Genomic DNA, 25330 nt, shown 5'->3' with positions numbered 1-25330 from the left:
ATGACCGAGAAACACCTTTCCAGCCAGTTCGACAGCGAACTCAACGGCGTCTCGTCGCGCGTGATGGAGCTCGGCGGCATGGTCGAGTCGCAGATCCACCAGGCCGTGTACGCCCTGCTGCAGTTCGACGCCGAAGCCGCCGACCGCGTGATGGAGACCGAGCACCGCGTCAACGCGATGGAGATCGAGATCGACCGCGAGCTGTCGTCGATCATCGCCCGTCGCCAGCCCACGGCACGCGACCTGCGCCTCTTGATCGCCATCAGCAAGACCACCGCCAACCTGGAGCGCGTGGGCGACGAGGCCAACAAGATCGCACGCATGGTCAAGTCGATCATCGAGAGCGGATCGGCCCGCCAGCTGCCCACCACCGAGCTGCGCATTGCCGCCGACCTGGCCTCGAACCTGCTGCGCACCGCGCTGGACGCCTTCGCGCGCCTGGACACGGCCGCCGCGCTGTCGATCCTCAAGGACGACGACCTCATCGACAAGGAGTTCGACGGCTTCGTGCGCAAGCTGGTCACCTACATGATGGAAGACCCGCGCACCATCTCCGCCAGCCTGGACCTGCTGTTCCTGGCCAAGGCCATCGAACGCATCGGCGACCACGCCAAGAACATCGCCGAGTTCATCATCTACATCGTCAAGGGCGCCGATGTGCGGCACACTTCGATGGAGGAAATCGAGTCGGCATTGCAGTGACGACCGTCGCCGCAAAGACTCCCCATAACGCATGAAGAAACCAAGAGTCCTGATCGTCGAAGACGAATCCTCGATCGCCGAGCTGATCGCCGTCAACCTGCGCCACAACGGCTTCGAGCCGATCTGGTCCGAAGACGGTGCCGCCGCCCAGCGTGAAATCGACGCCTTCCTGCCGGACCTGATCCTGCTCGACTGGATGCTGCCGGGCCAGAGCGGCCTGCAGCTTGCGCGCCAGTGGCGCAAAGACCCGCGCACCAAGGCCATCCCGATCCTGATGCTCACGGCGCGCGGCGACGAGCCCGACAAGGTGGCCGGCCTCGATGCCGGTGCCGACGACTACATCACCAAGCCGTTCTCCACCCAGGAAATGCTGGCGCGCATCCGCGCCGTGCTGCGCCGCCGCGCGCCCGAGGTGGTGACCGAGCGCGTCGAGATCGGCGAACTGGCCCTCGACACCTCCACCCACCGCGTGACGTGGCAGGGCGGGGCGCTGAAGGTCGGCCCGACCGAGTTCAAGCTGCTGGCTTACCTGATGCAGCATGCCGAGCGCGTGCACAGCCGCGCGCAGCTGCTGGACAAGGTGTGGGGCGACCACGTCTACATCGAGGAACGCACGGTCGACGTGCACGTCAAGCGCCTGCGCGAGTCGCTGGGCGTGGCCGCGCCGATGGTGGAAACCGTTCGCGGAGCGGGTTACCGGCTGACGGCCCAAGTCACGGTGTGAGCAGCGCCGTGAGCCTCGGCGGCGGGCGCGGATAATCGCCCGCCATGCCTTTCCGTATTGCTACTTTTTTAATAGCGTCCCTCGTAATTGCGGCGGGCGCTGTCGGCCTTTTTGGCTGGAAGTACGGCTGGCTGGGTGCCTGGCTGGGCGCGGTGCTCTGGCTGGGCTTCGATGCCTGGCGCGCCGAACGCCTGCTGCGCGTGCTGCGCAACGACGCGGCCGGGCTGCCGTCGCGCGGGCCGGGCGTGTGGGGTGAGCTCTCGGAGCGCATCCGCAAGCTGCTGCGCGAGCGCGAACAACAGACCCGGCAGGCCGAAGACCGGCTGCAGGAGTTCCTGGCCGCCATCCAGGCGTCGCCCAACGGCGTGGTGCTGCTCGACGAGCAGGGCCGCATCGAGTGGTGCAACCAGACGGCGGCGGGCCAGTTCGGCATCGATGCCGAGCGCGACCTGCTGCAGCACCTGGCGAACCTCGTGCGCGACCCGGCGTTCGTGGCCTACCTGGCCTCGTGGAACTACAGCCGCGACGTCGTCATCGATGCACCCGGCCTCGTGCATGCACAGCATCGCGGCCATCCGGTGCGGCTGTCGGTGCAGGTGCATCCCTACGCCGGCAATCGGCGCATGCTGCTCACGCGCGACATCACGGCGCTCGAGCAGGCCGAGGCGATGCGGCGCGACTTCGTGGCCAACGTGTCGCACGAGATCCGCACGCCGCTCACGGTGCTGGCGGGCTTTGTCGAGACGCTGCAGAACCTGCCGCTGGATGCCGACGAGCGCACGCGCTACCTGTCGCTGATGGGGCAGCAGTCGCATCGCATGGAAACGCTGGTGAACGACCTGCTGACGCTGTCGCGGCTGGAAGGCAGCGCGGCGCCGTCGGGCAACCAGTGGGTGCGCATGCGCGCGCTGCTGGCGCAGTGCGAAGACGAGGGGCGCGGCCTGTCGGGCCGGCTCACGCCGCAGGGACACCGGCTCACGTTCACGTCCGAGGCCGAGTCCGAGCTGTCGGGCGCGCCGACCGAGCTGCAGAGCGCGATGTCGAACCTCGTGAGCAACGCCATCCGTTACACACCCGGCGGCGGCGAGGTGGTCGTGACCTGGCGGGTACTGCCCGACGGGCGCGGCGAATACGCCGTGCGCGACACGGGCCCGGGCATTGCCGCCGAGCACATTCCGCGGCTCACCGAGCGCTTCTATCGCATCGACCGCAGCCGCTCGCGCGAGACCGGCGGCACGGGACTGGGGTTGGCGATCGTGAAGCACATCGCGCAGCGCCACGGCACCGAGTTGCGCATCGAGAGCACGGTGGGCAAGGGCAGCCGCTTCGCGCTGCTGTTCCCGGCGACACGCGTGCGCGAAGCGCGCGTGATGAGCAAGTAAGCGGGCCGCGTGGCCTTCAGCGGGCCCGCGCCTTCATCGTCCAGCGCAGCAGCGCCACGAACAACAACGCGGTGAGCGCCAGCGCTGCGGCGCTCATGAGCCAGAACGCCAGCGGCGACTGCATGGCCGGCCATGGCCCCAGGCCGCGGTAGGCCAGCAGGTAGCTGCCGCCCAGGCCCATGCCCCAGAGCATCGCGCAGTAGATGACCAGCGGCGCCAGCGTCACGCGGTAGCAGCGCAGCACGAAGACGCACAGCGTCTGGAACGCATCGGCGATGTGATACAGCGCCACCGTGGTCAGCAGCGCCGCTGCCATCGCGATCACGGCCGGGTTGTCGGAGTACACGTTGGCGAGCTGCGTGCGGAACACGGCCATCGCGCTGGCATAGAGCAGGGCGAACAGCGCGGTGAGCTCGAAGCCCAGCCGGCAGGCATGGCGTGCCCGGGCGGTGTCGCCGGCGCCAAGCCAGAAGCTCACGCGTGCGCTCGTCGCGATGGCGAGCGACAGCGGCGTCATGTAGGCCACGGCCAGCAGGTTCGAGGCGATCTGGTGCGCGGCCGCTGCAGCGGTGCCCAGGCGCGCGATGAAGAGCGCCATCAGCGTGAACGACGTCACTTCCACCAGCACCGCGAGGCCACCGGGCACGCCCAGCCGCGCGAACAGGCGGATCTGGCGCCAGTCGGGCGCCTCGATGCGCTCCCACAGCTGGTAGCCGCGGTAGAACGCGCCGTGGCGCAGCAGCCAGACCGCGCAGCCCAGCATGGCCCAGTTCACGCACAGCGTGGCCCAGGCGCAGCCCACCAGCCCCATCGCCGGCAGGCCGGCGCCGCCGAAGGTGAACCAGACCGACAGCGGCAGCTTCACGAGCAGCGAGGCCAGTTGCAGCCAGGTCACGAGCTTGGGCTTGCCCAAGCTCTGGTTCAGTGTGCTGAAGAGACGAAAGAGCAGGGCGGGCGCCAGCGCAAAGGCCAGCACCGCGAGGTAGGCCTCGACCTCGCCGCGCATGTCGGCGGGCACCTGCGTCCAGCGCAGCGCGGCGCCGGGCAGCAGCAGCACGGTCATGCCGACCACGACGGCGATGGCTGCGAGGTAGAGCGACTGGCGCACCGAGCGGCCGATCTCGCTGCCCCGGTTGGCGCCGTGCAGTTCGGCCCACACCGGCAGCAGCGCCTGCAGCACGCCCATCAGCGAGACATACACGCTGACGAAGATGGCGGCGCCCACCGACAGCGCGGCCAGCGCGCCTTCGGAATAACGGCCCGCGATGATGGTGTCGGCCACGCCGAAGGCCATCACGGCCAGCTGGCCGATCAGCACCGTGCCGGCGTGCCGTGCGATGAGTCCGCGTTCGTTCCCGTGCGTGCTGCTGCTCACGGGTCAGCGCACGATCTTTTCGTAGAGCAGCAGGTCGTCCGCAGGGCTGCTGGGGCGGCGCAGCGTGCCGCTGAAGCGCCACTGTTCCAGCGGGATGATGGTGTGCAGCCGCTCGATGGTGTCGGGGCTCACGAGCAGCCACGGGCAGTCGTTGCCCAGCAGCAGCGGCTGCAGGTTGAGGTTGCCGTGGTGGCGCAGCGCCGCGACGTGCGGCCGGCTCAGCGCCAGCTCGGCGACGCAGCGCGGATGGCCGATGCGCTCGGTCACGGCGCGCACCTGCGGGACGTAGCTGCGCGCGTAGTCGATGGATGGCAGCCACAGCGTCATCAGCAGCATCCAGCACAGCGCGGTGCCGCCGGCCGGCAGCACCAGCGTCTTCCAGAGTGCGGCGCGATGGCGCCCGGTGCGCCAGCGCACCAGCCAGCACCAGGCCAGCGTGGCGGCCAGGGCGAGCACGAAGGCCACCGGCGAGAACTCGGCCACGAAGCCCGGCACCAGCCGCGCCACGCTGGCGGCCGGCTTGCGCGGCGCGCCGGTCAGCATGGCGATCCAATACATCCAGCCGAGCACGGCCAGGCCGCTGAAGAACAGCACGTTGAACCAGTCGATCAGCGCTGCCGCGCTGCGCCGGAAGGTCGGCAGCGCAAAGGCCGCCAGCGTGGCGAAGGCGGGCAGGGCCAGCAGCAGGGAGCGGTCGGAGAAGTCGGTGGTCCAGGTGGCGGCCAGCGGTACCAGCGCGAACCACAGCGGCAGCGCGACGTGGCGCTCGAGCCACTGGCGGCGCCAGCGCCAGAGCGTCCAGATGGCGAGCGGCCAGACCGGCCAGGTGAACCACAGCAGCAGCTTGGCCTGGCTGCGCACGTCGGACAGCAGCGAGTGGCCCAGCGTGATCTTCCATTGCGCCAGGCCCAGGCCGAAGACCAGCGCGGCGGCCAGCACGGTGATGCCGACCATCGTCAGCAGCGCGCCCAGCGTGAAGCCGGGGCTCTCGTCGTCGCTGTAGCCTTCTGCTGCACGGGTGGCGCGCTGGCGGCGTTCGTAGACCATGTACACGGCGCTGCCGATCGCCAGCGCGAGGCCGACCGTCGGCCCGCCGCTCAGTGTCATGCCGAGGGTGCCGACCGCGAGCGCGATCACCGGGCCGACGCGGCGGTAGGGCAGTGCGGCCACGCCGTAGAACAGGTGCGAGGCGAAGTACAGCTGCGCCAGCGCGGGTGTGGTTTCATGCCCCAGCTGGGCCAGGCCCAGCGAAGCGATCAGTGCCAGCAGGCCGCCATCGGCGATGGCGCGGGCGTAGTCGGTGGGACGCGCTTCGCCACCGAAGGCAAAGGCCACGGGCTGGGCGCGTGGCGTGCGGGCGAGGTAATAGACGGCGTACCAGGTCGCGGTGAAGGTGCCCCACAGCATCAGCGCGAACACGAAGCGCACGGCCAGGTCGGGGTTGACCCACGAGGGGGCAAGCTGGATCGCCCAGGCGCCGATCCAGTAGGGGATCAGCGCGGGGGTCTCGGGTCGCATGCCCAGCAGCAGCGGATCGAACCAGCGGGCGATGCCTTCGGTGCTGCGGGCCAGCTCGGCCATGTAGCCGAAGGCCGTGATGTCGGCGCTCTTCCAGGGGCCCCGGCCGAGCAGGCCCGGCAGCAGGTAGGCCGCGCACAGCAGCAGCAACGCGACGCGCGGCAGCCGGCGTACGGCATTCTGGGCAACGATCGCGGGGGTCGGCTGGTTCAAGGGCGAGGCGGAAGAGGCGAAGGGGTGATTGGAAAGAAAAAGGGCAGCGCGGTAAACCGGGCTGCCCTCGACGCCAGAGCGCGTGCCTGATTACTTGGCAGCGGTCTTGCCGAAGCGGTTGCGGAACTTCTCGACGCGACCACCCATGTTGTCCACCGACTTTTGCGTGCCGGTGTAGAAGGGGTGCGATTCGCTCGTGGTGTCGAGCTTGAACAGGGGCAGCTCGCGGCCGTCGTCGGTCTTGCCCATTTCCTTGGTGTTCGCGCACGAACGGGTCACGAACTTGAAGCCGTTCGACATGTCGACGAACAGAACTTCGCGGTAATTCGGGTGGATGCCTTCTTTTGCCATGGTGTTTCCTTTTGCGCTGTTGGAATCAATGCGCGGTCGATGCGAGAGCCACCAGCGTGCCAGCAATCTGGCGCGCCGCCCTGAGGTCTTGACGTGAAGTGAAGGCCAAGGAAGCCGGGCGACGTGCCCAGCCGCACTTTTCGCGGAGCCGATGATTATCGCATACTGCCCCTATTGCGAGCAAACCGGGCCCTCCCATGACTTCTACACCCCTTCGCGCCGGCCTCGTCGGCTACGGTTTTGCCGGCCAGACCTTCCATGCGCCGGTGCTCTCGGCCGTTCCGGGACTCGAACTGGCGGCCGTGGCGAGCTCGCAGCCGCACAAGGTGCATGCCGACTGGCCCGGCGTGGCCGTGGTGCCAGACGTGGCGGCGCTGGTCGCCCGGACTGACATCGACCTCGTGGTGGTGGCGACGCCCAATGCCCAGCACCATCCGGTCGCCAAGGCGGCGCTGGAGGCGGGCAAGCACGTGGTGGTCGACAAGCCCTTCACGCTCGACGTGGCCGAAGCGCGAGAGCTCGAGTTGTTGTCAAATCGCAACAATCGCGTGCTCTCGGTCTACCAGAACCGGCGTTTCGACGCCGATTTCCTAACGCTCCAGCAGGTCCTGACGTCTGGCGACCTGGGGCGCCCGGTGTATCTGGAATCGCATTTCGACCGGTTCCGTCCCGAGGTTCGCGAGCGCTGGCGGGAGCAGCCCGTGCCGGGTTCGGGTCTGTGGGTGGACCTGGGTGCGCATCTGGTCGATCAGGCCGTGCAGCTTTTCGGTCGGCCCGACACGTTGCAGCTCGACACAGCCGCTTTGCGAGACGGCGCACGGGTCGAGGACTATTTCCACGCCGTGCTGCGCTACGAGAGCGGCCCCCATGCGCCGCTGCGCGTGGTGCTGCACGCCACGACGCTCGCGGCCCATGCGGCGCCGCGCTACATCGTGCACGGCACGCGCGGGAGCTACGTCAAGCACGGCGTCGACACGCAGGAAGACGCGCTGCGCGCCGGCCAGCGACCGCCAGCCGAAGGGTGGGGCGCCGATCCGCTCGATGGTGAACTCACGCTGACGGGCAGCGACGGCGCACCGCACTTTCGCGCGGTGCCGACGCAGGCCGGCAACTACGCCGACTACTACGCCGCGGTCCGCGATGCGATCCTCGGCAAGGGGCCCAATCCCGTGCCGCCCGCGCAGGCCGTCGCGCTGATGGAACTGCTCGACATCGGCCGCCAGAGCGCCGCCGAAGGCCGCGCCATCCGCATCGAGCGCCCATGAAAAAAGCGCGTTGACCCGTGAGGGCCAACGCGCTTTTGCGGAGAGCCTGAAGCTCAGCCGCCGCGACGCATCATGTCGAAGAACTCGACATTGGTCTTGGTCGCCTTCATGTTCTTGAGCATCAGCTCCATCGACTCGATCTCGTCCATGTTGTACATGAGCTGACGCAGGATGCGAGTCTTCTGCAGGATCTCGGGGGCCAGCAGCAGTTCTTCGCGGCGCGTGCCGCTGCGGTTGAGCTGGATCGAGGGGAACACGCGCTTTTCGTACAGGCGGCGGTCCAGGTGGATTTCGGAGTTGCCGGTGCCCTTGAACTCTTCGAAGATCACTTCGTCCATGCGGCTGCCGGTATCGATCAGCGCGGTGCCGATGATGGTCAGCGAGCCGCCTTCTTCCACGTTGCGCGCGGCGCCCAGGAAGCGCTTGGGGCGCTGCAGCGCGTTCGAATCGACACCGCCGGTCAGCACCTTGCCCGACGAGGGCACGACGTTGTTGTAGGCGCGGGCCAGACGCGTGATCGAGTCCAGCAGGATCACCACGTCCTTCTTGAGTTCGACCAGGCGCTTGGCGCGCTCGATCACCATTTCGGCGACGTGCACGTGGCGCGCTGCGGGCTCGTCGAAGGTCGAAGCAATGACTTCGCCCTTCACCGTGCGCTGCATTTCGGTCACTTCTTCAGGGCGCTCGTCCACGAGCAGCACCATCATGTGCACGTCGGGGTAGTTGGCGCTGATCGCGTGGGCGATGTGCTGCATCATCACCGTCTTGCCGCTCTTGGGCGGCGCCACGAGCAGGGCGCGCTGGCCTTTGCCGATGGGGGCGATGATGTCGATGATGCGGCCGGTGAGGTTCTCTTCGCCCTTGACGCCTTCGCGTTCCAGCTTCATCTGTTCCTTGGGGAACAGCGGCGTCAGGTTCTCGAACATCACCTTGTGCTTGTTGGCTTCGGGTGCGCCGTCGTTGACCTTGTCCAGCTTGGTCAGTGCGAAGTAGCGCTCGCCGTCCTTGGGCGTGCGCACTTCGCCTTCGATCATGTCGCCGGTGTGCAGGTTGAAGCGCCGCACCTGGCTGGGCGAGATGTAGATGTCGTCGGTGCTGGCCGTGAAGCTGGTGTCCGGGCTGCGCAGGAAGCCGAAGCCGTCGGGCAGGATTTCGAGCACACCGTCGGCGAAGACCTGTTCGCCGGCCTTGGCGCGCTTCTTGATGATCGCGAACATCAGCTCTTGCTTGCGCATGCGGCCGATGTTTTCGATCTCAAGCGCCTCAGCCTGCTTGAAGACTTCAGACACGTGGAGTGCCTTGAGTTCGTTTAAGTGCATGGAACGACCCCTGGAGGGGTAATCGAATCGGGAACGGGGGGAGGTTTGATGTGGGGCAAGAACTGCCTCACGAACCGGGGAACTCGAACCGGTTGCCTGATGAAAGGCCCGGTGAACTGAGGGCGATTATGACAGGAAAATCGCCCCGGCCAACGCATTGCGCGCTGGCCGGAAGAAATGCATCAGGCGAGTTGCTGGTCGATGAAGGCCGTGAGTTGCGCCTTGCTCATGGCGCCGACCTTGGTGGCGGCCAGCTGGCCGTCCTTGAACAGCATCAGCGTGGGGATGCCGCGAATGCCGAACTTGGCAGGGATGTCGCGGTTCTCGTCGACGTTGAGCTTGGCGATCTGCAGCTTGCCTTCGTAGGTGGCCGAGACTTCGTCCAGGATCGGGGCGATCATCTTGCAGGGACCGCACCATTCGGCCCAGTAGTCGACCAGAACCGGCTGGCTGGACTTGAGCACGTCGGCCTCGAAGGAAGAATCGGAGATGTGTTTGATCAGTTCGCTGGCCATGTGATGTGTCCTTGTGCGCAGAGAGAGTTTCGGTGCAGCTAAAGTGCTGGTCATTGTGACAGAAACCAAGGGGTGACGTGCCATGCGGCCCGGCTATGGCGGCGATAGCCAAAGCCCTTTGCGGCCCTGCCGCCGACCCCCTCAACCCCCTCGATAGAACATGAACGAAGGCCACCCCGTCCAGGCCCTGTGGTGCGATCCCGCCGACGGCGTCGTCGCGCGGATCGTGCGCGCGCTCGACGAGCGGCAGCTGCATGCGGCGCGCACCGTGGTGCTGGTGCCGTACGCGCAGCTGATGGCGGTCGCGCGCGGCATGTGGGCGCGCTGCGGCAGCCCGGGCTTCGTGCCGCGCTTCGAGACTACGCACAACTGGGCGCGCAGCGCGGGTGGCTTCCTGCCGTCCGGCTACGACATTGCCTTCGACATGGCGCGCGACCTGGTCACGGCGCAGGGCCTGCTCGCACAGTCGGGCTTCCAGGCCGAACGCTTCGCGCTCGCGGGGCGCGTGGTCGAGCTGGCCTATCAGCTGGCGCCGCTGGCATCCGCCGTGGCGCCTGACGTGCGCGGCGGCGACTGGGCACAGAGCGCAGCCAAGGTGGCAGAGGCGGGTAGCGAGTCGGAGTGGTTCCGCATCGAGAGCGCGCTGATCCGTGTCGCCGTGGCCTGGGCCGCGAACTCGGGCTACGCGACCGACGTGCTGCTGCGCGATGCGGCGCGCAGTCAGGTCGATGCGCTGATCGTGCTCGAGGGCTTCCAGACCGATCCGCTCACGCAGGCCCTGTGCGCGCTGTGGGGCGACCGCGTGATCCGCATTCCGCTCGTGCCCGCCGATGCCCCGCCGTCTGCGGCCCACGCGCACGTGGCGCTCGACCCCGAGGACGAGGCCCAGCTGGCCGCCGCCTGCGTGCTGCAGCACCTGGCCGAGGGCCGCGCGCCGGTCGCGCTCGTTGCCACCGACCGCGCGCTCACCCGCCGCATCAGTGCCCAACTGAGCACGCAGGGCATCGTCACGCACGACGAAACCGGCTGGAAGCTGTCCACGACGCGCGCCGCCGCCACGCTGATGAGTGCCTTGCGCGCCTGCGCGCACGACGCTGCCACCGACCAGGTCCTCGAATGGCTCAAGAGCGGCGCCGAGGTCGATGGGTTCGCCGTGCAGTCGCTCGAAATGCGCCTGCGACGCGAAGGCGTGCGCGACTGGCAGGCCTGGTGCGCGTTGATCGCGCGCAGCGACAAGCCGCAGGACGAAAGCCTGCGCACGTTCACCGCCACCATCGAAGCCCGCCGCGCCCCGATGGCGCGCGCGCGCTCGCTGGCCGAGTGGCACCGCGCACTGCGCGAGCTGCTGACGGCCGGCGAGCAGTGGGACGCGCTCGCCGCCGACTTCGCGGGCGCCAAGGTGATCGCCGCGCTCTGGCTCGATGCCGACGCGCACGGCGAGGAAGACGAGTTCCCCGGCGGGCGCCACAGCCTCGCCGAGTTCACGGCCTGGGCGCGCGACGTGCTCGAAGACGCCAGCTTCGTGCCGCCCGCCGGCGACGAGACCCCCAAGGTGTCCGTGCTGCCGATGAACCAGTTGCTGGGCCGCGTCTTCGGCGCCGTCGTCATTCCCGGCTGTGACGACCGCCGCATGCCCGCGTCGCCCGAGCCGCCGGGCAACTGGAGCGCGGCGCAGCGCCTCGACCTGGGGTTGGCCTCGCGCGAGGTGCTGGAGGCCGCGCAGCGCGCGGCCTGGGCCATGGCCACGCGCAACCCGAACTGCGACCTGGTCTGGCGTCATTCCGACGCCAGCGGCGAACCCGTGCGGCCGAGCCCGCTGGTGCAGGCCCTGCAGCTCGCGCACGCATTGCAGCCGGGCGTCGATCCGCGCACGCCGCGCGACGTCGCCGTCACGCCGACCCTGCGGCCCACGCCCTCGGGCGCGCTGCTGCCGCTCACCAACGTGTCGACCAGTGTCTACGAAGACCTGCGGCGCTGTCCCTATCGCTTCTTCGCGCTGCGCCAGCTGGGCCTGCGCACCGCCGACGAGCTCGATGCCGAGGTCGACAAGCGCGACTTCGGCAACTGGCTGCATGCGGTGCTCGGCCAGTTCCACGAGACCCTGCGCGACGCGCCGATCAACGATGCGCAAGCGCGCGCCGCGCTGCTGGCCGACACCGCGCGCGATGTCACGCAGACGCTCGGCTACTCCGACGCCGAATTCCTGCCCTTCGCCGCCGCGTGGCCGGCGGTGCGCGACGGGTATCTCGACTGGCTCGCGAAACATGAAGCAGACGGGGCGGTCTTCGTCGAGGCCGAACCCTGGAAAGAGCAGCCCTTGGGCGCCCTGCGGCTGGTCGGCCGGCTCGACCGCGTCGACCGCACGGCCGACGGCCAGCCCTTCGTGATCGACTACAAGACCGAGACCGCCTCCGTCACCAAGGAGCGCGTGAAGGACCCGACCGAGGACACGCAGCTCGCCTTCTACGCCGCGCTGGTGGCCGACGACACCTTGCGTGCGGCCTACGTCAACGTGGGCGAGAAGTCGTCCGGCACGCAGACCGTCGAGCAGCCCGCCGTGGTCGAGGCGCGCGATGCGCTGGTCGCCGGCATCATCGACGACTTCGCGCGCATCGCGCAGGGCGCGCCGCTGCCGCCGCTGGGCGAGGGCAGCGTCTGCGATTTCTGTGCCGCACGCGGCCTGTGCCGCAAGGATTTCTGGGAGGTCACGCCATGAACGGCGCTGCCTACGAACACAACGGCCGGCACGTCGCGCGCGAGGCCTTCTACACCGTCGCCTGCGATCCGCGGCGCTCGGTTGCGGTCGAGGCCTGCGCGGGCGCCGGCAAGACCTGGATGCTGGTGTCGCGCATCGTGCGCGCGCTGCTCGAGGAGGGCGATTCCGCCTGCGAGCCGCACGAGATCCTGGCCATCACCTTCACCAAGAAGGCCGCCGGCGAGATGCGCGAGCGGCTCGACCAGTGGCTCGCGCTGTTCGCCGAGCTCGATCCGGCCGCGTCGCAGCGCGAGCTCGTGATGCGCGGCATGACGCCGGAGGCCGCGCAGGCGGCCGTGCCGCGCCTGCAGGGGCTCTACCGGCGCCTGCTCGAAGGTGGGCGTCCGGTGCAGCTCCGCACCTTCCACGCGTGGTTCGCGGGCCTGCTGCGCAATGCGCCGCTCGCCGTGCTGCGCGAGCTGGGGCTGCCCGCGAACTACGAGCTGCTCGAAGACGATGCGGAGGCGCGCAACCACACCTGGCGGCCGTTCTTCGAGGCCGTGACCGGCGACGCGCGCGCGCTGGCCGACTACTACGCCGTCGTCGCCACCCACGGCCGCTCGCAGACGGCGAAGGCGCTGGGCGAGGCGCTGTCGAAGCGCGTCGAGTTCTCGCTGTCCGATCCCCAGGATGCCGTGACGCCGTTCGACGTGCTGTACCCAGCCCTGCAGGGGCTGGAGGTGCCGACCGACGCGCTGCGCGGCGATGCCGTGCGCCGTCGCTGGCTCGACCGCGCCGCCGCCCTCGGCCGCGAGGCCAACAAGACACCGCAGAAGGCGGCCGAAGCCATCATCGACGTGTTCGGCACGGGCGAGCCCGCGCCTGAGGCGCTGGCCGACGCGCTCGCCGTGCTGCGCAAGACCTTCTTCGTCGCCAGCGAAGACCGGCTCACCAAGAACCTGCAGAAATTCCCCGCCGCGCAAGAGGCCGAGACCGAACTGCAGCTGCTGTGCGCCGCGCAGGCGCAGCACGCGGCCTGCCTCTACCAGCAGCGCATGACGCGACTCACGCGCCTGCTGATCACCGCCTTCGGCGAGGTCAAGCGCGCGCACGGCTGGGTCGACATGAACGACGTCGAGCAGGCCGCGCAGCTGCTCCTGGGCCAGTCGGCGCTGTCGGGCTGGGTGCAGGAGCGGCTCGACGCGCGCGTCGCGCACCTGCTGATCGACGAGTTCCAGGACACCAACCCGCTGCAGTGGCAGGCGCTCTACGGCTGGCTCAGCGCCTACACCGGCGCGGGCGGCAGCGCGCCGCGCGTGTTCATCGTGGGCGACCCCAAGCAGAGCATCTACCGTTTCCGCCGCGCCGAGCCGCAGGTGTTCATCGCCGCCAAGAAGTTCGTGCGCGAAGGGCTCGGCGGCGAACTGCTCAACTGCGACCACACGCACCGCAACGCGCGCGCCGTGGTCGGCCTCGTCAACAGCGCGATGCTGGCCGCGCAGGCGGTCGGCGAGTTCGACGGCTACCGCGCCCACACCACCGAGCGCGGCGACGAGGGCGAGCTGCTGAAGTTGCCCGCCATCGACCGCGATGCGCTCGACACCACGGTGGCCGCCGCGCCGGCCGACGACGGCATGCTGCACTGGCGCGACAGCCTCGTCACGCCGCGCGTGCTGCCCGAAGAACAGCTGTTGCAGAAGGAATGCGAGCAGGCTGCGCGCTGGGTCGCGCAGCGCATCGCCGACGGCACGCCGCCGCGCCAGATCATGGTGCTGGCGCGCCGCCGCAGCCGGCTGTCGGCCATGCAGGACGCGCTGCGCCGTCGCCACATCCCCGTGCAGCAGCCCGAGAAGAACGACCTGAACGACGCACCCGAGGTGCAGGACGTGGTCGCGCTGCTCGACGCGCTGGTGTCGCCCGCGCACGACCTGTCGCTGGCGCGCGCGCTCAAGTCTCCGCTGTTCGGCATCGACGACGACACGCTGGTGCAGCTGGCCCGTTGCCAGCGCGAGACGCCGGTGGCCAGCTGGTTCTCGCTGATCCAGAAGGGCGAAGGCCTGCCGCCTGTGCTGACCGAGGCGGGCGTGCAACTGCGCCGTTGGCAGCGTTGGCTGATGGCAATGCCGCCGCACGACGCGCTGGACGCGATCTTTCACGATGGCGATGTGCTTGCGAAGTTCGGCGCCGCCGTGCCGGCGGCGTTGCGCCAGAGCGCGCTGGCCAATTTGCGCGGGCTGGTCGCTGCCTCGCTCGACATCGACGGTGCGCGCTTCGCGACGCCTTATGCCCTGGTGCGCGCCTTGCGCGCGGGCGGCGTGCGCGCGCCCACCGTGGCCGCGCCCGAAGCCGTGCAGCTGCTGACCGTGCACGGCGCCAAGGGCCTCGAGGCCGACACCGTGCTGATGCTCGACTGCGACGCGCCGCCGCCGCGCGCCCAGACCATGGGCGTGCTGGTCGAATGGAAGGGCAGCGACAGCGCGCCGACGCGCTTCGTGTTCCTGGCCAGCGAGAAGACCCCGCCGGCCTGCGCCGCCGCGCTGCTCGAGGAGGAGCAGCGCGCGCGCCACCGCGAAGAACTCAACGGGCTCTACGTGGCGACCACGCGGGCGCGCGAGCGGCTGGTGCTGTCGTCGGTGAAGCCGTCGCGCGCCAACGAGGGCAGCTGGTGGGCGCGGCTGGAGCCGTTGTGCGAGCCGACCGAGGCCGACGAGCCGCTGGTCGAAGCGTCCGCCGCCGGCGAGACCGGGGTGGGCACCTTCGCGATGAAGCGCCTGCCCGCAGCGCTCGTGGCTGCAACCGGTGCGCCGCCAGAAAAGAAAAAGACGCAAGACGCCACGGTCGACGCGCGCGCCGCCGCGTTCGGCCAGGCCATGCACCGGCTGCTCGAATGGGCGGTGCCCGGCGAAGCCTTGCCGCCGGCCCATGTGCGGGCGGCCGCGCGCGAATTCATGCTCGATCCGCAGCAGGCACGTGGCGCCGCGGCGCTGGCCCAGCGCATCCGCGCGGGCGCCGGGGCCTGGGTGTGGGACGATCGCAGCATCGACTGGCATGGCAACGAAGTCACGCTGGTCCACGAGGGCGATACCTTGCGCATCGACCGGCTGGTGCGCGAGCGCGCCACCGGCGCATGGTGGATCCTCGACTACAAATCGGCCGCGCGCCCCGAACGGGACGCGGCCCTGATCGCACAGATGCAGCGCTACCGCGCTGCCGTGCAACATGCCTACCCCGGTGCCACGGTGCGCGCCGCGTTCCTGACCGGGCAGGGCGAACTGGTGAATCTCGAATGACTGTTTCTTCTACCGTCGCCGTCATCGGCGGCGGACCTGCCGGCCTGATGGCGGCCGAAGTGCTGAGCGCGTCCGGCGCCCAGGTGCATGTGTACGACGCGATGCCCTCGGTGGGCCGCAAGTTCCTGCTGGCCGGCCGCGGCGGCCTCAACCTCACGCACTCCGAGCCCTTCGACGTGTTCGTGACCCGCTTCGGCGAGCGCCGCGCGCAACTCGAGCCGCTGCTCGCCAAATTCGGTCCGCAACAGGCGCGCGAGTGGGCGGCCGGACTGGGCATCGAGACCTTCGTCGGCACCTCGGGTCGCGTGTTCCCGACCGACATGAAGGCCGCGCCCTTGCTGCGCGCCTGGCTGCATCGTTTGCGCGCCGCGGGCGTGCAATTCCACATGCGGCATCGCTGGGTGGGTGATGGGGCCTTCGATGCGAACGCGCTGCGCTTCGCGACGCCGGCGGGCGAGGTCAGCGCCAAGGCCGATGCCGTGGTGCTGGCCCTGGGCGGCGCGAGCTGGGCGCGCCTGGGCTCCGACGGGGCGTGGGCTCCGTGGCTGCTAGCGCAGGGCGTGGCGGTGGCGCCGCTGCTGCCCGCCAATTGCGGCTTCGACGGCGCAGGCTGGAGCGAGCATTTTTCGAGCCGTTTCGCGGGGCAGCCTTTCAAATCGGTCGCGATCGCCTTCACCGACAGCCAGGGTCGGCACTTTGCGCGCAAGGGCGAGTTCGTCGTCACGGCCACCGGCATCGAAGGCAGCCTGGTCTACGCGGCGTCGGCGCTGCTGCGTGACGAGATTGCAGCGAACGGCAGTGCGACGCTGCTGCTCGACCTGCTGCCCGACCGCAGCGCCGAACAGGTGCTCGCCGCGGTGAAGCATCCGCGCGGCGCGCGTTCGCTGAGCAGCCATCTCAAGAGCCGTCTCGGCATCGAGGGCATCAAGGCGGGCGTGCTGCACGAAGCGCTGAGCAAGGAAGCGATGCAGGACCCGGCGCAACTGGCGGCCACCATCAAGGCGGTGCCGCTGAAGCTGGTCGCGACGCGGCCGGTCGACGAGGCGATCAGCACGGCGGGCGGCGTGCGCTTCGACGCGCTCGATCCGGCCCTGATGGCGACGGCGCTGCCCGGCGTGTTCGCGGCCGGGGAGATGCTCGACTGGGAAGCGCCGACCGGCGGCTACCTGCTCACGGCGGCGATGGCCAGCGGCGCGGCTGCGGCGCGCGGCGCGATCCAGCGGCTGGGGCTGTAGCGGCAGGCGCTGCTCAGCGCTTGCACGGCCAGAAAAAGACCTGCTCGGGGTCGTCCGCATCGAGGTTGTCGATGTGGCCGCTCTCCCTGAACCCGGCTTCTTTCAGCAGCGCGTGCATCGCCGTGTTGGAGCGATTCGTCGAGGTGAAGAGCTTGGGGCGTTCGCAGATCGACTGGAAGTGATCGACGAGCCTCAGGCCGAGTCGCCTGCGGCGAAATGGCTCGCCGACCATGAGCATCTCGATGAAGCCGCAGTCGAAGAAGTGGTGGTGCAGCACGCCGTAGGCGGCGATCTCGCCATTCGTCTCGATCACATGGCAAAAGCGATCTTCGATCCAGCCTTTGATCTGAACGGCGCGGTGCGCATCGCGCGCGGCCACGGAGTCGAGGCGCACCAACGCTTCGAGATCACTGATGCGGGCGGGCCGGATGTCCAAGTTCATGGAGGGCTGCGCTAAGTTCTGGGAATTTGAGGTGTCCGGGTCGGTAACCCCTGGACACGGCGCGTAAGTTCTCTGCAAAGGAACTCACGGCTTCTAGATGTTAGGTTGACGAGCCTTACCCCTGGCACTGACTACGCAGTTAGGGCTGCTTGGTTCCCCACCTGACCCGGTTGGCCACTTCACCATGCAGGGAGGCCCGTCAGCCTGCATTCTAACCGCGCGGATTTGCCCCCTTGGCCGGGGCGTGAATCATTTCGACGGCGGATGGGAAACAAGCGTGAAGTGACCCCCGCCGCGCCTTTTAGAATGCCCGCAATGTCTTATCTCGTGCTCGCTCGCAAGTTCCGTCCGAAAACCTTCGGTGAGATGGTCGGTCAGGGGCATGTGGTCCAGGCGCTGGAAAACGCGCTGACGACGCAGCGCCTGCACCACGCCTATCTGTTCACCGGGACGCGGGGCGTGGGCAAGACCACGGTGTCGCGCATCCTGGCCAAGTCGCTCAACTGCCAGGGCCCGGACGGGCAGGGCGGCATCACGGCCACGCCCTGCGGCGTGTGCCAGGCCTGCCAGGACATCGACTCGGGCCGCTTCGTCGACTACACCGAGCTCGACGCGGCCTCCAACCGCGGCGTGGACGAAGTGCAGTCGCTGCTCGAACAGGCGGTCTACAAGCCGGTGCAGGGGCGCTTCAAGGTCTTCATGATCGACGAAGTGCACATGCTCACGAACACCGCGTTCAACGCGATGCTCAAGACGCTCGAGGAGCCGCCCGAGTACCTCAAGTTCGTGCTGGCCACGACCGATCCGCAGAAGGTGCCGGTCACGGTGCTGTCGCGCTGCCTGCAGTTCAACCTGCGGCCGATGGCGCCCGAGACGGTGCTCGAACACCTCACGAGCGTGCTGCAGACCGAACAGGTGCCGGCCGAGCCGCAAGCCCTGCGCCTGCTCGCGCGCGCGGCGCGCGGCTCGATGCGCGATGCGCTCTCGCTCACCGACCAGGCCATCGCCTTCGGCAACGGCGAGCTGCTCGAGACCGGCGTGCGCCAGATGCTCGGCAGCGTCGATCGCGGCCATGTGTTCCGCCTGATCGAAGCGCTGGCACAAGGCGACGGCAAGACCGTCGTCGACACCTCCGAGGCGCTGCGTCGCGACGGCATGTCCGCCGCGTCCACGCTCGAAGAAATGACGGCGGTGCTGCAGGCCATGGCCGTGCTGCAGGCCGTGCCCTCGCGCGCCGAATCGGCCGATGCGGCCACCGACCCCGACGCGGCCGACACGGCGCGCCTGGCGTCGCTGATGCCTGCCGACGAAACGCAGCTGCTGTACAGCCTGTGCCTGCATGGGCGCGGCGAGCTGGGCCTAGCGCCCGACGAGTACGCGGCGCTGACCATGGTGCTGTTGCGGCTGCTGGCCTTCAAGCCTTCCCATGCGGCCGCCTCGACGGCCTCCACGGAAAAAAAAACTCTGAATGACGCCGGTGGCGCCGCGCCGCGGGCTCCCGCGCGCGAAGCCACCCCGGTTTCCCGGCCTTCGGTGCCCGATTCGGCACCTGCTGCCGCGCCTTCGCAACCGCCCGCGCAACCCGCGCCGGCCGGCCAGCGGCTCGCGGTGGTCGATGCCCCGCAGCGCCAGCCCATGCCCCGGCCTGCCCCGCAAGAGGCGTCCGACGCCCCCGCAGCCCATGTGGTCGGCGTGCCGATCCGCGTGCAGCCGCCGCCCGGCCAGCGCGACGTGCCGCGCGAAGAAGAACAGCGCAGCACCTACACCCCGATCCCGCCGAGCGAAGAGGGCGACTTCTGGCATGCCACGGTCATGCAGCTCGTCGCCGCCGAAAGCGTCGCAGCACTGGCGCGCGAACTGGCGCTGCAGTCGCAGCTGGTGGCGCGCGACACCGACCAGTGGATGCTGCGCATCGAGCGCGAAACCCTCAACCAGCCGTCCAGCCGCGAGAAGCTCACGGCGGCGCTGCAGGGCCTCGGCCACAATGTGAGGCTGGCCATCGAGATCGGCGGCGTGGTCGACAGCCCGGCGCGCCGCAACAAGCAGGCGGCCGACGAGCGCCAGCGGGTGGCCGAGGAAGCCATCCGCAGCGACCCCGAGGTGCAGATGCTGATGCGCGACTTCGATGCGAAGATCGTGCCCGGATCGCTGAAGCCCCTCTGAAGCCGGCGTCGCAGTCGCCGCATTTTTCGACCGTATTCTTTCCATCACCAACCCATCACAGACAGGACCAACGATGTTCAACAAAGGACAACTGGCCGGCCTCATGAAGCAGGCGCAGGCAATGCAGGACAACCTCAAGAAGGCCCAGGAAGAACTGGCGCACATCGAGGTCGAAGGCGAGTCGGGCGCCGGTCTCGTCAAGGTCGTCATGACCTGCAAGCACGACGTCAAGCGCATCACCATCGACCCCAGCCTGCTGGCCGACGACAAGGACATGCTCGAAGACCTCGTGGCTGCTGCCTTCAACGCCGCCGTGCGCAAGGCCGAGGAAACCAGCGAGCAGAAGATGGGCAAGCTGACGGCCGGCATGCCCGGCCTGCCGCCCGGCATGAAGCTCCCGTTCTAAGCGAGGCATGGCAGACGCCAGTTCGCTCGATGCGCTGGTCGATGCGCTGCGCCGGTTGCCCGGTGTCGGCGTCAAGTCGGCCTCGCGCATGGCCTTCCACCTGCTGCAGCACGACCGCGAGGGCGCGCAGCTGCTCGCGCGCGCGTTGCAGCAGGCGGCAGGCCAGGTGCGGCACTGCGAGCTGTGCAACACCTTCACCGAAGCGCCGATCTGTCATGTCTGCATGGACTCGCGGCGCGACGGCACCAAGCTGTGCGTGGTCGAGACGCCGGCCGACCAGGCCGCGCTCGAACGCACGGGCGCCTTTCGCGGCTACTACTTCGTGCTCATGGGCAAGCTCAGTCCGCTCGACGGCATCGGGCCGAAGGACATCGGCCTGCAGAAGCTGTTCGACCGCGCACGCGACGGCACGGTGAGCGAGGTCATCCTCGCAACCAACTTCACCGCCGAAGGCGAGGCCACGGCGCACGTGATCGGCGAGGCGCTCAAGCAGCACGGGCTCACCGTGACGCGCCTGGCGCGCGGCGTGCCGGCCGGCAGCGAGCTCGAGTACGTCGACCTCGGCACGATCGCGCACGCGCTGGTCGATCGCCGCTGACGCGCGGCCTGTTCAAGGCCGCGTTCGTTCTTCCCTCCTGTTGTCGCCACCATGACCTTCTCCTTGCTCACCATCGCCTACTGGTGCGTGTTCATCGCCTGCGGCCTGCCGTACCTCGCGGCATGGATCGCGAAGGCGGGCAGCTTTGGCGTGCGCGACAACATGCATCCGCGCGACTGGGCTGCCAAGCAAAGCGGCTGGCGCGCACGCGCCAACAGCGCGCAGGCCAACAGCTTCGAAGGCCTGCCGTTCTTCATCGGCGCGGTGCTCATCGCGCACCAGCTCGGCGTGGCGCAGGCGCGGCTCGACATGCTCGCGGTAGCCTACGTGGTGCTGCGGGTGATCTATCTCGCGCTCTACATCCGCGGCGCGCCGAGCGCGCGCAGCGCGGTCTGGGCACTCGCGTTCCTGGTCAATATCGCGATACTTTTTCTGGCGCGATAGCGCCTTGGCGAAGGCTTCTCCAGGAGGCCTTCGTGCTTACGTGAAAACCCGCACGGGATGACCCCGATGCAGGCCCACAGGGCGCACGCCTAAGCTCGATTCAGTTCACCAGAATCACAGAGCCCGCAGGACCGCGCCATGCTTCATCGCAGAACCCTCATCTCCGCCTCCGCAGTCGCTGCCGCAGCGATTGCATTGCCGCGGGTCTTTGCGCAGCAGGCCAAGCTGGAGAAAACCAAGGTCTCCATCGCGGTGGGCGGCAAGGCGGCGTTCTACTACCTGCCGCTCACCATCTCCGAGCAGCTGGGCTACTTCAAGGCCGAAGGGCTCGAAGTGGAAATCTCCGACTTCGCCGGCGGTGCGCGCGCACTGCAAGCGGTGGTGGGTGGCTCGGCCGACGTCTGCTCGGGTGCCTACGAGCACACGATCAACCTGCAGGCCAAGAACCAGTTCTTCCAGGCCTTCGTGCTGCAGGGCCGCGCACCGCAGATCGCGGTGGGCGTGTCGACGAAGAACATGGCGGGCTACACCGGCATCCAGGACCTCAAGGGCAAGAAGATCGGCGTCTCGGCGCCGGGCTCCTCGACCAACATGGTGGCCAACCTCGTGCTCTCGCGCGGCGGCCTCAAGGCCAGTGACGTGAGCTTCATCGGCGTGGGCGTGGCGGCCGGTGCGCTCACCGCGCTGCGCTCGGGCCAGATCGACGCCATCAGCAACACCGACCCGGTGATGACCATGCTGGAGCAGAAGGGCGACGTGAAGATCATCAGCGACACGCGCACGCTCAAGGGCACCGAGCAGGTGTTCGGCGGGCCGATGCCCGCGGCCTGCCTCTACGCGCCGATCGACTTCATCCAGAAGCACCCCAACACCTGCCAGGCGCTGGCCAACGCGATCGTGCGTGGCCTCAAGTGGCTGCAGACGGCGGGGCCGGGCGACATCATCAAGACCGTGCCCGAGACCTACCTGCTCGGCGACCGCGCGCTGTACCTCGCGTCGTTCGACAAGGTGCGCGAGTCCATCGCCACCGACGGCCTCGTGCCGGCCGAAGGACCGAAGACGGCGCTCAACGCCATCGCGAGCTTCGACACCTCGGTCAAGGCCGACAAGATCGACCTCGCCAGGACCTACACCAACGATTTTGCAAAGCGTGCGAAAGACAGGTTCAAAGCCTGATTGCGAACGTTCAGCAACCCGGCTTCGGCCGGGTTTTTTCTTCCGGAGCGCCATGTCCGACTACGCACTCGAACTCCTTTCCATCCGCTGCACCTTTCTTTCGAAGGACGACCCGGGCCAGCGCTACACGGCGGTGGACGACACCACGCTGCGCATCGGCGCGGGCGAGTTCGTCTCGGTGGTCGGGCCCACGGGCTGCGGCAAGTCGACGCTGCTGAACGTGGGCGCGGGCTTGCTCGAGCCGTCGTCGGGCGGGGTGAAGGTGTTCGGCCAGCCGCTCACGGGCGTCAATAAGCGCGCCGGCTACATGTTCCAGACCGAGGCGCTGATGCCGTGGCGCAGCGCCATCGACAACGTGAAGGTGGGGCTGCAGTACCGCGGCGTGCCCGATGCCGAGGCGCACGCGCAGGCCGAGGCCTGGCTGTCGCGCGTGGGCCTCACGGGCTTCGGCGACCGCTACCCGCACCAGCTCTCGGGCGGCATGCGCAAGCGCGTGGCGCTGGCGCAGACGCTGGTGCTCGACCCCGACATCATCCTCATGGACGAGCCCTTCAGCGCACTCGACGTGCAGACGCGGCAGCTGATGGAAAACGAAGTGCTCGAACTCTGGAGCGCGAAGAAGAAGGCGGTGCTCTTCATCACGCACGACCTCGACGAAGCGATTGCGATGAGCGACCGCGTGGTGGTGCTGTCGGCCGGCCCGGCGACGCGGCCGATCGGCGAGTTCGTGATCGACCTGCCGCGTCCGCGCGACGTGGCCGAGGTGCGCACGCAGCCGCGCTTCGTGGAGCTGCATCGCCAGATCTGGGAGGTGCTGCGCGACGAGGTGCTCAAGGGCTACGCGCAGCAACTGAGGAAGGCCGCATGATGCCGCGCCTCGATGCACGCCATGCACGCTTCTGGCAGCTCGCGCTGCTCGCTGTGATCCTTGTGCTGTGGCACGTGGCTTCGCGCAACGACCAGATCGCGTTCTTCCTCGGCCAGCCGATCGTGGTGGCGGGGCGCATCTGGAGCTGGTTCCTGCCCTTCGAGGTGCCGCCGAACCTGCTGTTTCCCGAAGGCCTGAAGGGCAACGCCGACATCTACCGCCACCTGGGCACGACGCTGCTCGAAACGGTGCTGGCCTTCGGCATCGGCACGGCGCTCGGACTGGGTTGCGGCCTGTGGCTGGCGCTGGCGCCCACGGCGAGCCTGATCCTCGATCCGTACATCAAGGCTGCCAACTCGATGCCGCGCGTGATCCTCGCGCCGATCTTCGCGCTGTGGTTCGGCCTGGGCATCTGGAGCAAGGTGGCGCTGGCCGTCACGCTGGTGTTCTTCATCGTGTTCTTCAACGTCTACCAGGGCGTGCGCGAAGTGAGCCCGGTGGTGCTGGCCAACGCAAAGATGCTGGGCGCCAACCAGCGGCAGCTGCTGCGCACGGTGTACCTGCCCAGCGCCACGAGCTGGGTGTTCTCCAGCCTGCACACCTCCGTGGGCCTGGCCTTCGTCGGCGCGGTGGTGGGGGAGTACCTGGGCTCGGCGCGCGGCGTGGGCTACCTGATCCTGCAGGCCGAGGGCACCTTCGACGTGAACACGGTCTTCGCCGGCATCGTGGTGCTCACGGCTTTCGCGCTGGCGCTCGACGGGCTCGTGGGCCTGATCGAGAAGCGGCTCATGAAGTGGCAGCCGCGCAGCGGAGAGACTGAAAAGCTCTGAGCCGCGCGTTCAGCGCGTTCAGTGGGTCTGGCGCGTTTCGGTGTTGACCTGCACCAGCGCGCGTCCCGCGAAGAGGCCGCCGGACATCTCGAGCACCAGCCGTTCCTTGTCGCGGCGGCGCAGGTCGTCGATCACTTCGTCGGCTTCCTCGGGCGTGGCGCCCAGTGCGACCACGCCCTGGCGGCCGAAGGCCATGGCCGATTCGAAGGTCTCGCGGATCTGGTAGTCGACGTCGAGCTTCACGAGCTCCACCGCATGCTCGCGATCGAAGGCGCGCACCATCAGGTGCGCATGCGGGAACTCGGCCTTCACGTGTTCGGCGATGCGCGTGGCCACGGCGCGGTTGTCGATGCACACCATGATCGCGCGGGCGTTGTGCGCGCCCGCCGCGTGCAGCACGTCGGCGCGTGCGCCGTCGCCGTAGTACACCTTGAAGCCGAAGTCGGCGGCGTCGCGGATCACCTGCGTGTCGTTGTCGATGATGGAGATGGACGCACCGCGCGCCAGCGCGCCCTGGATCGCGATCTGCCCGAAGCGGCCGAAGCCGATGACGAGCACGTTGCCGGCCAGTTCTTCGGCTTTCTCCACGCCCTCCATCGAGGCCTGCGCGGTGGGCGCGAAGCGGCGATGCGCCAGCACCACCAGCGGCGTGAGCGCCATCGACAGCACCACCACCGCCGTCATGTTGGCGTTGACCGTCGGGCTGATGACCTTGGCGGCGAGCGCCGACGAGAACAGCACGAAGGCGAACTCGCCGCCCTGTGCCATCAGCACGGCGCGGTCGAGCGCATCGGCGGGCGAACTCTTGGCGAGCCGCGCCACGCCGTAGATGCACAGCGCCTTGACCACCATCATCGAGATCACGCCCGCGACGATGAGCTGCCAGTTCTGCGCCACCACCGCGAGGTCGAGCGACATGCCCACGCCGATGAAGAACAGCCCGAGCAGCAGCCCGCGGAAGGGTTCGATATCGGCTTCGAGCTGGTGGCGGAAGGTCGATTCGGAGAGCAGCACGCCGGCCAGGAAGGCGCCCATGGCCATCGACAGGCCGCCGACCTGCATCAGCAGCGCCGCGCCCAGCACCACGAGCAGCGCCGCGGCCGTCATCACCTCGCGCGCCTTGGAGTTGGCGAGCACGCGGAACAGCGGATTGAGCAGCCAGATGCCGGCCGCCACCAGCGCCGCGAGCGCACCCACGGCAATGCCGATGCCGATCCAGCGCGAAGGCGCAATGGCCTGTTGCGCCGCATCCACCGGTGCGATGAAGGCGACGATGGCCAGCAGCGGCACGATCAGCAGATCTTCGAAGAGCAGCACGGCGACGATCTTCTGGCCGCGCGGCGCGGCGATGTCGCCGCGTTCACCGAGCAGCTGCATCACGATGGCCGTGGAGGTGAGCACGAAGCCCATCGCACACACGAACGAGACGGCGAGCGGGAAGCCGAAGGCCATGCCCACGCCGGTCAGCAGGATGCCGCACACCACCACCTGCAGGCTGCCCAGGCCGAAGATGTCGCGCCGCATGCTCCACAGGTGCGACGGGCGCATCTCGAGCCCGATCACGAAGAGGAACATCACGACACCGAGTTCGGCCGTGTGAAGGATGGTCTGCGGGTCGGTGAAGAGGCCGAAGCCGAAGGGCCCGATGGCCAGGCCCGCCGCCAGGTAGCCGAGCACGGAGCCCAGCCCGAGCCGCTTGAACAGCGGCACGGCCACGACGGCGGCCCCCAACAACGTGACGACCTTGATGAGATCGCCCGCGCTTCCTTCGACTGCCATGGCCTGTCCTCCTGATGTCGCTTTTCTTGTCCGGGCCCGG

General features: G+C 68.7%; 21 protein-coding genes and 1 other RNA gene. 14 read left to right on the top strand and 8 right to left on the bottom strand.

Features of this window, described 5'->3' with window-relative positions:
• Genes phoU through phoR form a run of 3 tightly spaced genes read left to right on the top strand, consistent with a single transcriptional unit; the run spans window position 1 to window position 2808 of the window.
• The gene (gene phoU, locus AC07OX_RS02640; protein ID WP_062473142.1) at window positions 1–702 is read left to right on the top strand and encodes a phosphate signaling complex protein PhoU; all 702 of its coding nucleotides are present in this window, start codon (window positions 1–3) and stop codon (window positions 700–702) included.
• A 31-nt stretch (window positions 703–733) separates the two neighbouring features.
• A complete protein-coding gene (gene phoB / locus AC07OX_RS02635; RefSeq protein ID WP_062473140.1) occupies window positions 734–1426 on the top strand; it encodes a phosphate regulon transcriptional regulator PhoB in 693 nt (230 codons plus the stop codon).
• Between the two features lie 44 nt (window positions 1427–1470).
• Entirely contained in the window at window positions 1471–2808 is a 1338-nt protein-coding gene (phoR, locus tag AC07OX_RS02630; RefSeq protein WP_174254361.1) for a phosphate regulon sensor histidine kinase PhoR, read from the top strand.
• 16 nt (window positions 2809–2824) lie between these two features.
• Here phoR and AC07OX_RS02625 read toward each other — a convergent pair whose 3' ends face one another.
• From AC07OX_RS02625 to AC07OX_RS02615, 3 genes are all read right to left on the bottom strand, one after another.
• Window positions 2825–4183, bottom strand: coding sequence for an MATE family efflux transporter (locus tag AC07OX_RS02625; protein ID WP_495259768.1), 1359 nt, complete (start codon window positions 4181–4183; stop codon window positions 2825–2827).
• Window positions 4184–4186: 3 nt separating this feature from the next.
• Complete coding sequence (locus AC07OX_RS02620; RefSeq protein WP_495259767.1) at window positions 4187–5914, bottom strand: hypothetical protein; 1728 nt, start codon at window positions 5912–5914, stop codon at window positions 4187–4189.
• Window positions 5915–6004: 90 nt separating this feature from the next.
• Window positions 6005–6265 (bottom strand): type B 50S ribosomal protein L31, encoded by a 261-nt coding sequence (locus tag AC07OX_RS02615; RefSeq protein ID WP_056580149.1) that lies wholly within the window; start codon window positions 6263–6265, stop codon window positions 6005–6007.
• 197 nt (window positions 6266–6462) lie between these two features.
• On the opposite strand from AC07OX_RS02615, the gene AC07OX_RS02610 reads away from it, so the two are divergent.
• Window positions 6463–7530, top strand: coding sequence for an oxidoreductase (locus tag AC07OX_RS02610; RefSeq protein WP_495259766.1), 1068 nt, complete (start codon window positions 6463–6465; stop codon window positions 7528–7530).
• Window positions 7531–7583: 53 nt separating this feature from the next.
• On the opposite strand, the gene rho is transcribed toward AC07OX_RS02610, so the two are convergent.
• On the bottom strand, window positions 7584–8849 hold the full coding sequence (rho, locus tag AC07OX_RS02605; RefSeq protein WP_062473130.1) for a transcription termination factor Rho: 1266 nt from the start codon (window positions 8847–8849) through the stop codon (window positions 7584–7586).
• Between the two features lie 182 nt (window positions 8850–9031).
• Window positions 9032–9364, bottom strand: coding sequence for a thioredoxin TrxA (trxA, locus tag AC07OX_RS02600; RefSeq protein WP_042578306.1), 333 nt, complete (start codon window positions 9362–9364; stop codon window positions 9032–9034).
• 160 nt (window positions 9365–9524) lie between these two features.
• Between trxA and AC07OX_RS02595 the strand changes: the two genes are divergently transcribed.
• The 3 genes from AC07OX_RS02595 to AC07OX_RS02585 are packed head-to-tail and all read left to right on the top strand — an operon-like array spanning window position 9525 to window position 16584.
• Window positions 9525–12080, top strand: a complete 2556-nt coding sequence (locus tag AC07OX_RS02595; protein ID WP_495259765.1) for a PD-(D/E)XK nuclease family protein — start codon at window positions 9525–9527, stop codon at window positions 12078–12080.
• Window positions 12077–15349 (top strand): UvrD-helicase domain-containing protein, encoded by a 3273-nt coding sequence (locus AC07OX_RS02590; RefSeq protein WP_495259764.1) that lies wholly within the window; start codon window positions 12077–12079, stop codon window positions 15347–15349. Before AC07OX_RS02595 ends, AC07OX_RS02590 begins: the two co-directional genes overlap by 4 nt.
• Complete coding sequence (locus AC07OX_RS02585; protein ID WP_495259763.1) at window positions 15346–16584, top strand: TIGR03862 family flavoprotein; 1239 nt, start codon at window positions 15346–15348, stop codon at window positions 16582–16584. The genes AC07OX_RS02590 and AC07OX_RS02585 overlap by 4 nt, the downstream gene beginning before the upstream one ends.
• A gap of 13 nt (window positions 16585–16597) precedes the next feature.
• Here AC07OX_RS02585 and AC07OX_RS02580 read toward each other — a convergent pair whose 3' ends face one another.
• Window positions 16598–17026, bottom strand: a complete 429-nt coding sequence (locus AC07OX_RS02580; protein ID WP_495259762.1) for a GNAT family N-acetyltransferase — start codon at window positions 17024–17026, stop codon at window positions 16598–16600.
• 104 nt (window positions 17027–17130) lie between these two features.
• Window positions 17131–17227: signal recognition particle sRNA small type (ffs, locus tag AC07OX_RS02575), an RNA gene on the bottom strand.
• Window positions 17228–17341: 114 nt separating this feature from the next.
• Here ffs and dnaX point away from each other — a divergent pair.
• From dnaX to AC07OX_RS02540, 7 genes are all read left to right on the top strand, one after another.
• Window positions 17342–19189, top strand: a complete 1848-nt coding sequence (gene dnaX, locus AC07OX_RS02570) for a DNA polymerase III subunit gamma/tau (protein WP_495259761.1) — start codon at window positions 17342–17344, stop codon at window positions 19187–19189.
• Window positions 19190–19262: 73 nt separating this feature from the next.
• Window positions 19263–19595 (top strand): YbaB/EbfC family nucleoid-associated protein, encoded by a 333-nt coding sequence (locus AC07OX_RS02565; RefSeq protein WP_007836669.1) that lies wholly within the window; start codon window positions 19263–19265, stop codon window positions 19593–19595.
• A 7-nt stretch (window positions 19596–19602) separates the two neighbouring features.
• On the top strand, window positions 19603–20193 hold the full coding sequence (recR, locus tag AC07OX_RS02560) for a recombination mediator RecR (protein ID WP_062473120.1): 591 nt from the start codon (window positions 19603–19605) through the stop codon (window positions 20191–20193).
• Window positions 20194–20244: 51 nt separating this feature from the next.
• The gene (locus AC07OX_RS02555) at window positions 20245–20637 is read left to right on the top strand and encodes an MAPEG family protein (RefSeq protein WP_495259760.1); all 393 of its coding nucleotides are present in this window, start codon (window positions 20245–20247) and stop codon (window positions 20635–20637) included.
• Between the two features lie 138 nt (window positions 20638–20775).
• Window positions 20776–21813 carry an ABC transporter substrate-binding protein gene (locus tag AC07OX_RS02550; RefSeq protein ID WP_062473116.1) on the top strand — a complete coding sequence of 346 codons (1038 nt, stop codon included), beginning with the start codon at window positions 20776–20778 and terminating at the stop codon, window positions 21811–21813.
• Window positions 21814–21865: 52 nt separating this feature from the next.
• Window positions 21866–22681 (top strand): ABC transporter ATP-binding protein, encoded by an 816-nt coding sequence (locus AC07OX_RS02545; RefSeq protein ID WP_307586782.1) that lies wholly within the window; start codon window positions 21866–21868, stop codon window positions 22679–22681.
• Entirely contained in the window at window positions 22678–23511 is an 834-nt protein-coding gene (locus AC07OX_RS02540; protein WP_062473112.1) for an ABC transporter permease, read from the top strand. The genes AC07OX_RS02545 and AC07OX_RS02540 overlap by 4 nt, the downstream gene beginning before the upstream one ends.
• A gap of 18 nt (window positions 23512–23529) precedes the next feature.
• Here the strand turns inward: AC07OX_RS02540 and AC07OX_RS02535 are convergent, their stop codons facing one another.
• Window positions 23530–25290 carry a monovalent cation:proton antiporter-2 (CPA2) family protein gene (locus AC07OX_RS02535; RefSeq protein ID WP_095950227.1) on the bottom strand — a complete coding sequence of 587 codons (1761 nt, stop codon included), beginning with the start codon at window positions 25288–25290 and terminating at the stop codon, window positions 23530–23532.
• Between the last annotated feature and the right edge of the window lie 40 nt (window positions 25291–25330).

It is taken from the genome of Variovorax sp. GW821-FHT09D07 (genome assembly GCF_059416345.1).
The sequence above is the reverse complement of the archived record's forward strand: the minus strand, read 5'-3'. Positions and strand labels throughout refer to the sequence as shown.